The sequence below is a fragment of the Bacillus sp. CCNWLW194 genome (genome assembly GCF_037120585.1).
GTDB classification, from domain to species: Bacteria; Bacillota; Bacilli; order Bacillales; family Bacillaceae_G; genus Bacillus_A; species Bacillus_A basilensis.
In genome coordinates, this window is record NZ_JBBBBL010000008.1 from 75,625 (window position 1) to 89,249 (window position 13,625).

Sequence of the window (13,625 nt, forward strand, 5' to 3'; positions counted from 1 at the left end):
TTAATCAATCTCCCATTCTATACAATCTCAATAATATTCCGCCGTTATTCGTTGGTCCGCCGATCACCCAATGCTCGTCTGTTAATGCATAACAAAACGTTCTTCCTTTTTCGTCTGTATTAACACTTGATGAAATCGTTCGAACTGCACCACTTGTTCCAATCGTAATTGCAGCTGAGCCAGGCGATATTGCACCAACGCCTACATTCGCAAGAACTCCATCACTTGCACCAATAACAACTGGAGTATCTTTACGAATCCCCATCTTTTGTGCTAATTCCGGTTTCATACCCGATAAAATATATGTAGTTGGTACTGGAGTTGATAATTGTTCTGTAGAAATATTTAACATTCCCAACACATCAACATCCCAATTTAACGTTTCTAAATTGAATAACCCTGTAGCAGAAGCAATGGAATAATCAACTACGTAGCGTGAAAATAATTGGTAAATAACATACTCTTTAATAGAAATAAATTTATAAGCACTTTTATATAATTCTGGTTCCTCTTCTTTCATCCATAACAACTTAGATAGTGGAGACATTGGATGAATTGGTGTACCTTACGTTTATAAATTTCATGTCCATTCATATGTTGTAATAATTTTTCTGCTTGTTTCGTACTACGATTATCTGCCCAAATAATAGAGCGCGTTAACGGCGCACCATTTTCATCTACTGCAATTAATGCGTGCATTGCTGTACTAATACCGATTGAAGAAATATCTTCTGGTAATACATTACCCTTTTCGATGGCAACGCTTACAGTTTTATAGACAGCGGCACATATTACATCAGGATCTTGCTCAGCCCATCCGACGTTCGGTTGAATAATTGGATAATCAACTGCATGTGATGCAACGGCTTTTCCTTTTTCTGTGAACACAACCGTTTTTGTACTTGTGGTACCGATATCAATCCCGATTACTCTCCCCCTTGTTTCCATGCGAATCTTCCCTTCGTTTCTAGCAAAATACGATCTAGTAAACTGTTTACATGAATTAGTGTATAAAATATTTTTCTTTAATCAAGTTTTAAAAAGAAAATTTTTTTCGTAACGAAAAATAAATCCCCTAATTCCCTTTCATTTACATAATTTTGAAACACACTCTTTTTCTAGTTTTTGGGTAACTAGTTCTTTAGCTTGATGGGTATGTGGTTCGTTGTACAAAACTAACATTTTTAATAAGATTTCATAAGGTATTAGGAGATAAAAAGTTTTACATTCCTTAACCAAATTGTTGTAATAGATCAGATACAAAAACGCTATCCTTTCCTATGATTCTATAGAAAGAATAGCGTATTTTTTCATTAAGGTATATTATTCTAAATTTATTGATGTAGTTGAGATGGACTCACTTTTTGAATTTGAACAAGTATATCAAACGCTTTACCTAATGATATATCAACAGTTTTTGGTATATCAGGCCCTTCGGTAGTTACTCCAGCGAAAATTGGATGTTGTTCGTTTAACCAAGTTTTTGTCACGCCGTTTGCCTTACGTAAATCAATAAAAAATTGATCTTTTTTAACTTGTCCAAAGATGTAGTTATAACTGTTTGGATCATCCGATTTTAATATTCCATATGGGCCAAATTCACCATCGCTATTCTTGACATTGTATTGTCCTTCATAAACTGACGTTCCAATAGATACGTACTGTTTTCCATAATACTCTGCTAAATACTGCCCAGCTACTTTAGGGTATACAAAAGGAAGCATATTTGTTTTCGAAACGTGTCCATTATGCCCCCATACAATGGTTTTTCCTAAATGTTCTTCAGTCCACTTCGCATTTTCATACATTGCAATATCATGTTTCAAATATAAATCAGATGGTTTATCAGGAGGTGACGCTAACATTGTAGTAAACTGTTCAATAATACGAGCATTTTGTTTTATCCATGCGAACTCTTTAGATTTCCCATTTAAATAACTTTTATTTTCCTCTAATAAAGCACTAATTTGTTTAGCATCTGAAATATACTTTTCTTTTTCTTCTTTCGTAAGGCTTTCAAAAGTACTCATATCCTTTGTTACAGGAATAAGACCTTTTATCTTCTCTTCTACCCTCGGCACAAGTTTTGAATTGGTTCTTTTAACATATTCTATTATATTATTATAAACATTCTCGTTTACTGATTGAATGTCCATCCCGATGATACGCACTTTAGATTTATGTTTTGGATTAGCATTATATTGCCGAATCCAATCAAGTAAATCTAACATTTCTTTCGTCTTAAATACAGGTGATAGATGTTGGCTTGGATTTCCCTTACCAGTAAGAACATATCGATCAAGTTCTAAAGCTCTGTCCCACCCCTCTTCTAAAACTAGGTTGGTAAAGCCCTTTTCAGATACTAAATAATTCACAATACGGTTTTTCATCGTAAAAACTTCATGAGCCCCATGCGTAGCTTCACCTAAACCTACAATTGAAGCTGAACCTACCATATTCTTAAGTGGTTTTAAATCATTAAAAGATGCATTTGGATTCGTTGTTTTTAAAGGCTTCGCGTGCATTTCTAACCATTCCGCTATTTGATTTTTATTGTAGGGAGCTGTAACAGAAACTCCTGTTTTCGAGTCTGCATAAGTACTTCCTACAAAATTAGTCAGTATTATAGCAGAAACACCAAGTGCAGTAATCATTTTCTTTTTCATAAAACCCTCCTGAAATATTTACTTAAAACGATAGCGTTCTTTTATACTTAATTACGAGTATTAAATTTTTTTAGAGTAAGTTGTTTTTTCCACCAAAATGGTATGTTTTAAACTATAAAACTATGACAAAACTTATCCATTTCTCCTTTTTGCCTACTTCCTAAATTCAGCAAGTAAAATACTTTTAAAAGGATCAGGATTACTAAAGTTAAAGCTGTTCAAATTGACGGCCAATGTATGCTTGCCTCCAAGTGTTCCACCAACAAAAGTGGAAAACCCTAGAACGCTACCTCTATGTCCCCATACCGAGACACTGTTCGGAAGCTTAAATTCAACGATTCCAAGACCATATCCCGTTCCTTCTCTATCTGTAGGAACTGTAGTAAGCATTTGATTTAGCTGCTGTTCCTTCAGCAATTTACCACTGAGTAAGTATGAGAAGAATTTATTTAAATCGTCAGCAGTAGAAATCATATCTCCATCCGAGCTACCTGGGTTAATATACGTAACGTCTTTTAGCTCACTTGCTCCGTCTAGTTGAATATAGCCACGGGCATGCTTGGTGCCTGGAATCACGCTTGAATTACCAGGTAGAAATGTATTTGACAAATCAAGCGGTTCAATAATCCGTTTTTCAACCTCTTCTGCATAGCTGTTGCCAGTTACTTTTTCAATAAGGATCCCCAGTAATACGTATCCTGTGTTTGAATAAGACCAACCCTTTCCTGGGGCAAAGTCTGGGGGAAGTGAAATCCCCATCTTTACAAATTCTTCAGCCGTATACGATTTTTTTGTATCCATAATATCGAAGTCTTTTGAATTCATATAGTCAGCAATACCACTTGTATGATTCAATATTTGCCGGATCGTAATCTGGTTACCATCATATCCGTTTCCTTGAATGACACCAGGCAACCATTTTTCAATGGAGTCGTCTAGATTCAAACGATTTTCTCCAGATAATTGAAGTAGAACTGTTGCAATGAACGTTTTCGTTACACTGCCAATACGAAAGCGAAAATCTGCTTTCATTGGTTTCTTGGTTCTCACATCTGCTACCCCAGCGGTATAACTCCAAGTTTTACCACCCTTAGAAATGTTAGCGAGTATTCCCGGATATCCAAGTTGTAGTGCATCCCGTATTGCTTTCTTAACGGAAGTACGATCGCTTTGCGTACTTGTTTGTAACGAACTAGATACATTTTGCGTGGGTTCTGCTTTTACAATTGAGTTTGGTGTTATATATAACAGGGAACTTCCAGCTATTAAAAGCGCTAGACTTGCACATGTAATTTTACTGCGTGTTTTCATAAAGCATTCCTCTCCTCTATTTAAATTGTATTGATGGTTGATAGGTATGTCATATGCTAACCACATAGCTATCAACTCTCCCAATGATAAAAGTCAACACTGAATTTGCAATCATCTATAGATCAATTATTTCTACAAGCAACTCTCTGACCTAATAAATGATTAATCCCTCTTCTTCAGATGTCTGTTAACATCTATAATTTCTTCTTTTCTTCCATAGAGTTTTATTAATTTGTTTTTTATAAAAATATATAGTAACTATTCCCCCCTCTCGTTCTTCTCTATATTTTGATCATACACATTGAAAATCTCTTTTTTCTTACTCCTTTCTTACAAATTCCTTACGTTCAAAACTACTTCTATATTTCGGTGGTTATTATTTTAAGAAAACTTAGTTCTATTAACTTAATAGCAATGGAATAGCACCAAATGCCAATCAACTGAAGAAAAGTAAATGCCTCGAAAATGGAAATACTGCGCATTTTTCTTAATAGACATAGGAATCGGCTCCTTACTATAACCTTTTAACCATATAATTACGTATTATAATTATAAAACTTAATTAATTTCTTATTTTTCAGAAAAATAAGAAACAATAACAAGGAATTTATTGTATAATGTTGTAAAAAGATGTCGGAGGGATTTAATGTTAAATAAAATATCTCAATTCACAATAAAGCTTTCATCAATTCTCTTATCACTCTTATTATTATTAAATTTACCTTATTTATTTATCACTCAAAATGGATTTACCTTTCAACCAATTCTTTTTTTTAATCAGATTGTTACTATGTTAAAAGATGTTTTCTCCCCTGAATCATTAGTGGTTATAGGATCAGACCCGAAATTTGGTAGTTTCAAAAAAACACCCTTATTCCCAACTGTTTTAGAACCTTACCTATATTCATTTACTGTATTATTTTTAGCCTTTTTACTTGCGCTCTTTCTATCATCTAGCATGGCATTTTTTTATTTTTTAGCAAAAGATTATATAAAAAAATGGATAAACCGAATTGTGTTCATATTAGAAGCTGTCCCTGATATGATGATGATGATTTGTTTGCAAATATTTTTCATATGGGTACTTAAGAAATTTGGGGAATCTCCTGTCACCATTATTTCTTTTAATGAAAATCGAGCTTATTTACTCCCTATTTTATCTTTAGCAGTCTTACCTACATTACAAATGTTTCGGATGATGGTGTTATACATAAAAGAAGAACATGGAAAAGATTATGTAGAGGTTGCCTATGGAAAAGGCCTTTCATCAAGTTATATACTATGCATTCATTTATTCAAAAATATATCTATCCACTTCTTCCACCATTTAAAAACGATTTTTGTTTTCTTACTTTCTAATTTATTCATTTTAGAATTTGTTTTTAATATGGAAGGCATTATTCAATTTTTATTTAATAAGGCGTTTGTTTCACCTCCAGCTGCATTTATCATACTTGTTATGATTATTGTACCGTTTTATGCCATTTTCCAAATAATCTCATTCATGATGAGTAGATGGCAAAAGCAATTGAAAGGAGTAGCATTATGAAATCTATTTGGAAATCAAAACGCTTTTTAGTCGGCTTTACTTATCTATTCATACTTATTTCAGCTAGTTTTATTTATAGTTGGTTCTTTAAAGATAACATCCCAAAACCTCCTCAGTTACTTTACAATGACAATAACGAATTACTTGGAAAGGCCCCCTTTCCGCCATCGTTAATTCCGCCTTTTGGATCTGATCGTTTTGGAGAGTCTGTTTTCTTACAAATTGTAGAAGGAGCAAAATTCACTATTTTATTAGCCGTCGCAATTAGCTTCTTTCGAATTTTATGTGGAACATGTATAGGAATCCTCTTAAGTTTATTTGCTCCAAAACTCAAGAGATTTTTCCAGGCATGCTCCGAAGTTTTTTATTATATTCCAACTCTATTTATCGCATTCATACTCATCACGCCCGTTAATATTGTAATCATATCAAATGCTGATGGGTTAGATCCAAATATTTCATTTACGTTTTATCAAGTACTCGTACTTATTTTCGTCGCTCTGCCTACACTTTCTTTATATATATCATCAGAGGTTGATGAATTTATGAAACGAGATTACATCTTAAGTTCAAAATTACTGGGTGCTAGCCGTTTTCATATTATCAAAAAACACTTACGAGTCTTATTACTTGACCGCTTATTTGTATTATTTATGGAACATATCGTCCAAACACTCATACTCGTTATCCATTTAGCGTTGCTTAACATTGTAATTGGCGGGATACAAATGCGTGAACTCTATGACGGAGTGCTTAAACCTGTTTCTCTATCTAATGATTGGGCAGGCCTTATTGGATTAAATCGTACTGAAATGAATCTTTCATGGTGGATTATTTTTTATACTCTCTCTTCATTCTTTATTACGATTCTATTTATTAAGCTTATGACAATCGGGATTCAAGATACACTGAAAGCAAGAGATTCGCAAACTGTAGCAATTCAATCCGTTCCAGATCAAAAGAAATTTGTTAAACATAAAGATTCTTTTTCGTTTGCAAATAAAGTGAACCTTTAATCATGTCTCATTAATCAAGTATGAATTGGCATTGATATCAGTAGAATATAAAAAAGATGATCCCTATTGAATACAGGGGTCATCTTTTTATGCAGTCTAACTTTTTTACATGTACTTTGTTAGACTCATACTTTTTATATTTAAAGTGAATTATTTGCAATCACAATTATGCTGTTTAAAATCTATTACCATACGCCCTTGAATTCTACCTTGTTCCATTTCTTCGAATACATTTTGTACTTTATCTAAAGAACAAGTTTGAACAACCGGCACTACTTTCCCTTCTGCCCCGAACATAAATGCCTCTTCTAGATCCTTACGAGTACCGACTAGAGAGCCAACCACTTCAATTCCGTCTAGTACAAGACGCGGAATGTTCAAATCCATAGTTTCTACTGGTAAACCTACTGCAACGACTTTACCACAAGCACGTACTGCGTCAACTGCTGAATTGAAGGCTACTTTTGAAACAGCTGTTACTACAGCAGCATAAGCACCACCAAACTCCTCTTGAATAATCTTATCAGCAGGACCTTGAGAAATTGGATTGATAGTCATATCAGCACCAAACTCTTTTGCTAAGGCTAGTTTATCATCATTAATATCTACTGCGATTACCTTTGCACCAAATACATTTTTAGCATATTGGATAGCTAAGTTACCTAATCCACCACAACCATAGATTACGATAGATTGACCAGGTTTAATATCTGATACTTTTATTGCTTTATATGTAGTTACGCCCGCACATGTGATTGATGATGCTTGAGCAGGATCTAATCCTTCTGGTACTTTCACCGCATAATCAGCTGTAACAATACATTGCTCAGCCATACCACCATCTACTGAATAACCAGCATTCTTAACTTCGCGGCAAAATGTTTCTCTACCAGTCACGCAATATTCACAACGTCCACAAGATTGGAACATCCATGCAATACTTACACGGTCTCCTATCTTTAGTGACGTAACATCATCAGCAATTTTCGTCACAATACCTACACCCTCATGACCAAGAATACGGCCATCTGTGTTTCCAAAATCATGATTTGCAACGTGTAAATCAGTATGACAAACCCCACAATACTCTACATCTACTAGTGCTTCACCTGAGTGTAACGAGCGTAATTTCTTTTCAATAACTTCAATATTTGCTTTTCTATTTTTATTAACTACTACCGCTTTCATATGTGATCTCCCCTTTAGTGTTTTAGAATTTTTTATGAGTTCATCTCACAACTTCTGTCTTCACTAGTTTGGCTAATCATCGTGCCAAATTTAAGTGTTCAATCATCATTACATGTTTATCATAACATGACACTTCATAAACAAATTGTGAAATTATGAACAATATTTGAATTATTGCATAAGTCGGTTTTTATTTTATATTTTTAAAAATGAGAGTCTATCACTGCCTATAAGTAAGTCACATATTTCTACAAGAAAATAAATCAGCAAACTATTTACCAATAAAAAAAAGCCCTTCATTTGAAGAGCTTTTCTTATATTCGTTTCATCGAAATTGTTTCACGTATACTTTGTAAATTTTGCAATGTTTCTTCTTGGCGTTGTAACGATAAACCAACGTATAAAATATCTAACAAACTTAACTGTGCTAATCTTGATGAACTTGCTTCTGTGCGGAATTCTGTCTCACGTGTTGAAGTATAGAGCGTTATATCAGCAAGTTGACTTAATGCCGATTTCTGATAGCTCGTAATCGCAATAATTTTAGCTCCTCTTGCTCTCGCTATTTCTAATGCTTCAAGTAACCCTTTATTGCTACCAGAATGAGAAATACCGATAACAACTGAATTTTTCGAGAGTAAACCTGCTCCCATAATTTGAAAATGCGAATCAGTATGAGCGATACATGAAATACCCGTCCTCATAAACTTATGATACGCATCCATCGCAATAATACCAGAGCCACCATTTCCATAAAACTCGATTCGATTTGCTTCTTGCAAAGCTTTTACAGCTTGCTCTAATGCTGTGTCATTTAACAAATGTAATGTATCTTGCAGTCCTGTAATATGCGAATGAAAAACTTTTTTAGCAACAGTTACCATACTATCTTCTGCTGATACTTCTTCATGAATATTTTGCATCGGTGTATGTACAATTTCACGAGCTAATGTAATCTTTAAATCTTGAAATCCTTGCAAACCAAGGTGTTTACATAAGCGGAATATCGTAGCTTCGGAACTATTCGTAACTTCTGCTAATTCAGTAATAGATTTATGTACAACATCTTGTGGATGTTTCAAAATATGTTCGGCAATACTTCGCAATTTCGGTGACAAACCGTTTAACGAAGCCTGAATCTTTCCAATTCCACTTCTTGTTCCAGGCATAGTATATCGTCCCCTTCCATCGTAGCTTTATCCAGTAAAAACCCAATTGGTGTGAGCTAATAATTAGCGGGAATAGACCCTCCACTAATTAAAGTTTCACTTTATTGTACCTAATTATTGAAAGAAGAAAAACCTTTATTCAGCTTTACAATAAACTTTTAATTGTTCCTATGTATTGTTTCATAATATGTGACACAATTATTCACACTTATTATTTCTCCCCGTGTTTCACTGCGTACAATGCAGCTTGCGTACGATCATCTACTTCCAATTTAGCTAAAACATTTGAAACATGTGTTTTCACAGTTTGTTCTGTAATATGAAGCTCTGCTGCAATTTCCTTATTACTTCTTCCTTTCGCAATTTCACGAAGTACCTCTTGCTCTCTTTTCGTTAACATCGAAAAATGGTTTTCTTTTTCCTTCTTAACTGCTGACCGTCCTAATAGTGCTGGTGTTACTTTCGGATGAAAATTCGTATTTCCTTGGTGTACTGCAATAATAGAAGTAACAAGTTGTTCAGGTTGCACTTCTTTTAATTGATAACCATCTGCTCCAGCTTCTAGTGCTGGTAAAACATAATCTTGCTCTGAAAAACTACTTAATATAAGTATCTTTATTGTTTCATCATATTGTTTTATTCGTTTTGTTGCTTCAATACCATCCATCTTCGGCATTGATAGATCCATTAATACTACATCTGGTCTTTCCGTTCGGACAAATGTTAATGCCTCTTCACCATTTTCTGCTTCCCCAACTATTTCAAATTCTTCTCTCGTTTTCAAAAAGAATACAAGTCCTCTTCGAACGATATGATGATCCTCAACTAGTAGTAATTTAATTTTCAACCTTCTTCTCCCCTTCAAACCGGCAATTGAATTTCAATTTTCGTACCCTTTTTCAGCTCAGTTTTTATTTGAAATGATCCCCTCATTAACTGAATACGTTCCTTCATACTTTTTAAGCCGAGCGCTGACTCTCTTACGTGATCTTGTATAAATCCTATTCCGTTATCCTCTATGTAAAAATACAGCTGATTATTTTCTATTTTCAAAAGAACATTTACCTTTTCACATGAAGCATGTTTTTTACAATTATGTATTGCTTCTTGACTAATACGCCATAAAACTTCTTCTATTTCATCTCCAATTGAAACCATTCCATCAATTCGAACTTCCACGTGAACCCCTAACAACTTTCCGTAATTTTTAATTGCTTCTGCTAAACCTTTCTCTAATCCTTCCGGTCTTAATTGCCAAATCAAAAGTGTCATCTCTTGTAATGCTTCCTGTGATAATTCTCCAATATAGCTCAACATCTCTTGCAAGTCTCTATCTTGTGTCATATTTAGAGTACCTTTTGCTGTTAGCATAATAGAAAATAACAATTGTTTTACTGAATCATGTAAATCACGTGCAAGTCGATTTCTTTCAGCTACCACTACGTATTTACGTTCTTTTTCCACTAACTGAATACGTTGTATTGTCGTTCCTATTTGAAATGCAATCGATTCTAATAATGCTAATTCTTCCTCTGAAAAATGTGTTTTTTGAGGAGAGGCGACATTTAATAGACCAAACTTCTCCGATCCAGATCTAAGAGGAATTGTCGCATGATGCGTAACATCTTCGGTATCTCCCCAATTACATTCAATCGCATCCTCTATTCGCTTACATTCAATAATATTTGTCGCTTTTTCCAATCTGCCATTTACAAAACGCTCTACACACCAGCAGTCTCCTTCACACATCGGCTTTTTCTCTTGCCACGTAAGAGCTGGTGGTAAGTTTTGATCTACAAGCATACGGTGCTTTCCACTTTCATCAATAAAAAAGATCCACCCTGTTTGTAAATTCATAACTTGTAACAATGTATGTAACACTTTTTCTAACATGTCTTGTAAATCTGTTGCTTCATTTAATAATTCAGCAATTGCTTTTAATGCTTCTAAACGATGCATCTCTTTTTCTTCAAAGTTCATTTTCATCACCAACTACCATTATAACATTAAGAAATTTCTAAATTCTACAAATAAAGAAAGAACTGAATTCCTTCAGCTCTTTCTTTATATCAAATCATTTTATTATTTTTATTCTATACAATGTTGGAAGCAGAATTTTTTTAACAAACTGTTCTACTTTAGCTGTCCGATAAAGATTGCCCACTGTGGATATGCTGTAAACTTTCAGTAGTAACAACCATATTGGCTGCTGGCATTTGTACTTGATTCTTATGGAACATAGACATTAATTCAAATCTTACTTGTCTAGAAGTTTCAAAATAATCTTCTGGCTTTATTAAACCTGTAATACAAAATTCATATCCAACGTATTTCAGATTCGGGTTTAAATCTGTAACACCAACATATTTAAATGGTTCAACAGCTTCATCATCTACTTTATAAAGACTTGGAGCCAATTTTTCATTACAATTAACACAAACTTCTTCTAACAATTCCTTTACTCTTGTAGGATCTTCCTGATAACTTACCGTAATCCGTTCAATTACTCGCATCCATCCTTTATTAAAATTTTGTATCGTTCTAATCTCTCCATGTGGTATGGTAAGGAGTTTTCCTGACCATTCACGAATTTGCATAAAACGAATACTAATTTCCTCAATCGTTCCTGAGTTTGTTCCGTTAAAAGTAACAAAATCGCCAACACGAAACTCTTTGTCCGCTAATCTCGCAAAGCCTAATATAACATCTTTCAACATCTGTTGTGCAGCAAAACCGATAACAACCCCTGCTATCCCTGCACCTGCAATGATACTTTTTATATCTACAAATTGGCTAATTAAATATATGATTAGACTGATGATAATAATATATCTAAAAATAGATCGAATCACACTTTGAATCGTTTGCTCTACCTCTTCATCAAAAAAGCTTGATTTCCTAAAAAACCAATCAATAATGCGATTTATTACAAAAGAAATAATGATCAGAACTAAAGCAAATAGTAAAAATCTTAAAAGCAAAAACTCCCGTACATAATTAAAAAATTCTTCAGTATACGTTAATAAACTCATCCATCCACTTCCTTAACTAATAAAAATTTCATACAAAACTGATTTATTGTAATACTTTTTGATTTCCTTAAAACTTGTTACACATCCTCCTATAAATATACCCTTTTTCATAATCTAAAGGGAGATTGCAATAGAATTTTTTATAAACGACTTTATTTTATGACCGCAATACTTCCATCAACAAAAAAGGAAATAATAATACCGCGCCGAATAGTTCATTTGAAAATATTTTAATTCGCGGAGGTTACTAACAATGGGCTATATCGAAGAACTAAGAGAAGTTATTGGATCAAGACCACTCAATCTAGCAGGAGTTGCTGTAGCTGTTTTCAATGAACAAGGACAAATATTACTTCAACAAAGACGAAATGGAATTTGGGGTGTCCCTGGTGGATTCGTTGAACTAGGTGAATCAACAGAGGAAGCAGGAAGACGAGAAGTGCTCGAAGAAACAGGGATTGAAATAGGAACTTTACAGTTAATAAGCGTATTTTCTGGAAAAGAATTTTTTGTGAAATTACCGAACGGGGATGAATTTTACCCTATAACGATCGCATATCTTTGCAAAGACCTTACAGGCGGTACGTTAAAAGCTGATGGAATTGAATCATTACATGTACAATTTTTTGATATAAATGCGTTACCAGAAAAAATAAGTCCGTTCCTAAAAAAACTAATCGAGCAAAATGTCGTTTCTATTTAAAAGTAAAAAAGAGACCTTTTTTAACGGCCTCTTTTTTCACTTCACTTCTGCGTTTAAACAAGATTTAAAATGTCCAAGTGCATATTCATGCCCTTGCGCATTAAAAGATGCAACCGCCTTTTCATAAACTACAATTTTAAATCCTTTATTATATGCATCTACTGCTGTATGAAGAACACAAATATCAGTACATACCCCTACAAGGTGAACCTCTTCAATTCCTCTTTCTCTTAACTTCATCTCTAAGTCTGTTCCTGCAAATGCACTATATCGTGTTTTATCCATGTAATATACATTCTCATCATTTTTATATGTTTCGTATACATCTTGTAATTCACCAAACAAATCTCTTCCATTTGTACCTGCTATATTATGAGGCGGGAATAATTTTGATTCAGGATGATATACATCATTCTCTTCATGTTTATCAATAGCAAAGACAACGTAATCTCCATTTTCAATATAATGCTTCGTTATATGTACAATTTCTTTTTCAATTTCTTGGCCTGGTTTTCCGCAAGTTAAAGCACCGTTTTCCGCTACAAAATCATATGTATAATCAATATTTATAAGAGCTCGTTTCATTACTATCTCTCCTTCTCCTGTTTCACAGTAAACAATAGAAAATTTGTTATTACGACATCGTATGTACTATTCGACATTTCAAATGAAATACCTACATTTTTCTTCTGAAAATTACCTTAGTCCGAGTTTATCATATAATAGATACACAATGGTAAAACAAAGAGCTCCTATTAATAAGTCATGAATTTGATAATTGAGCGTAACTTGAATAACCTCTTGTATCGTAAACCAAAATACTGTCATCACCATACTAATCAAGACGATACGAATACACCGATTCACATCTTCAACCTCTTTCTCTGGCATAGTAGTAATAAGTGATTTCTTCCTATTTAATCGTATTTGAAAACGAAACAAGTTATTCACTATTGCACACTCTAATCCAAACAAAAAAGCACACTACTGT

The 13,625-nt window shown here is 33.8% G+C and carries 12 protein-coding genes and 1 pseudogene; 3 read left to right on the top strand and 10 right to left on the bottom strand.

Annotated features, from left to right (window positions below):
* Positions 1-16 precede the first annotated feature (16 nt).
* The 3 genes and pseudogenes from V7S50_RS18825 to V7S50_RS18835 all read right to left on the bottom strand — a co-directional run.
* Positions 17-948: pseudogene (locus tag V7S50_RS18825) on the bottom strand (gluconokinase); the annotation flags it as partial.
* Between the two features lie 386 nt (positions 949-1,334).
* Entirely contained in the window at positions 1,335-2,666 is a 1,332-nt protein-coding gene (locus V7S50_RS18830; protein ID WP_242251844.1) for an erythromycin esterase family protein, read from the bottom strand.
* A gap of 153 nt (positions 2,667-2,819) precedes the next feature.
* Positions 2,820-3,977: a serine hydrolase domain-containing protein gene (locus V7S50_RS18835; RefSeq protein WP_242251843.1), complete on the bottom strand. Its 1,158-nt coding sequence runs from the start codon at positions 3,975-3,977 to the stop codon at positions 2,820-2,822.
* A 646-nt stretch (positions 3,978-4,623) separates the two neighbouring features.
* Between V7S50_RS18835 and V7S50_RS18840 the strand changes: the two genes are divergently transcribed.
* Together V7S50_RS18840 and V7S50_RS18845 are read left to right on the top strand one after the other, a co-directional pair.
* Positions 4,624-5,526 carry an ABC transporter permease subunit gene (locus V7S50_RS18840; protein ID WP_063223330.1) on the top strand — a complete coding sequence of 301 codons (903 nt, stop codon included), beginning with the start codon at positions 4,624-4,626 and terminating at the stop codon, positions 5,524-5,526.
* On the top strand, positions 5,523-6,542 hold the full coding sequence (locus V7S50_RS18845; RefSeq protein ID WP_242251842.1) for an ABC transporter permease: 1,020 nt from the start codon (positions 5,523-5,525) through the stop codon (positions 6,540-6,542). The genes V7S50_RS18840 and V7S50_RS18845 overlap by 4 nt, the downstream gene beginning before the upstream one ends.
* Positions 6,543-6,692: 150 nt before the next feature.
* Here the strand turns inward: V7S50_RS18845 and adhP are convergent, their stop codons facing one another.
* The 5 genes from adhP to V7S50_RS18870 form a co-directional block, all read right to left on the bottom strand.
* Positions 6,693-7,730 carry an alcohol dehydrogenase AdhP gene (adhP, locus tag V7S50_RS18850; RefSeq protein WP_242251841.1) on the bottom strand — a complete coding sequence of 346 codons (1,038 nt, stop codon included), beginning with the start codon at positions 7,728-7,730 and terminating at the stop codon, positions 6,693-6,695.
* A 314-nt stretch (positions 7,731-8,044) separates the two neighbouring features.
* Positions 8,045-8,899: a MurR/RpiR family transcriptional regulator gene (locus tag V7S50_RS18855; protein WP_242251840.1), complete on the bottom strand. Its 855-nt coding sequence runs from the start codon at positions 8,897-8,899 to the stop codon at positions 8,045-8,047.
* A gap of 211 nt (positions 8,900-9,110) precedes the next feature.
* The gene (locus tag V7S50_RS18860) at positions 9,111-9,746 is read right to left on the bottom strand and encodes a response regulator (RefSeq protein ID WP_242251839.1); all 636 of its coding nucleotides are present in this window, start codon (positions 9,744-9,746) and stop codon (positions 9,111-9,113) included.
* A gap of 14 nt (positions 9,747-9,760) precedes the next feature.
* Entirely contained in the window at positions 9,761-10,858 is a 1,098-nt protein-coding gene (locus V7S50_RS18865; RefSeq protein WP_180230810.1) for a sensor histidine kinase, read from the bottom strand.
* A gap of 179 nt (positions 10,859-11,037) precedes the next feature.
* Entirely contained in the window at positions 11,038-11,931 is an 894-nt protein-coding gene (locus tag V7S50_RS18870; RefSeq protein WP_063223324.1) for a mechanosensitive ion channel family protein, read from the bottom strand.
* Between the two features lie 253 nt (positions 11,932-12,184).
* Here V7S50_RS18870 and V7S50_RS18875 point away from each other — a divergent pair, with 253 nt between their 5' ends.
* On the top strand, positions 12,185-12,634 hold the full coding sequence (locus tag V7S50_RS18875) for an NUDIX hydrolase (protein WP_063223323.1): 450 nt from the start codon (positions 12,185-12,187) through the stop codon (positions 12,632-12,634).
* Positions 12,635-12,670: 36 nt separating this feature from the next.
* Here the strand turns inward: V7S50_RS18875 and V7S50_RS18880 are convergent, their stop codons facing one another.
* Positions 12,671-13,219 (bottom strand): cysteine hydrolase family protein, encoded by a 549-nt coding sequence (locus tag V7S50_RS18880; protein WP_242251838.1) that lies wholly within the window; start codon positions 13,217-13,219, stop codon positions 12,671-12,673.
* A 111-nt stretch (positions 13,220-13,330) separates the two neighbouring features.
* Positions 13,331-13,585, bottom strand: coding sequence for a hypothetical protein (locus tag V7S50_RS18885; RefSeq protein WP_242251837.1), 255 nt, complete (start codon positions 13,583-13,585; stop codon positions 13,331-13,333).
* Between the last annotated feature and the right edge of the window lie 40 nt (positions 13,586-13,625).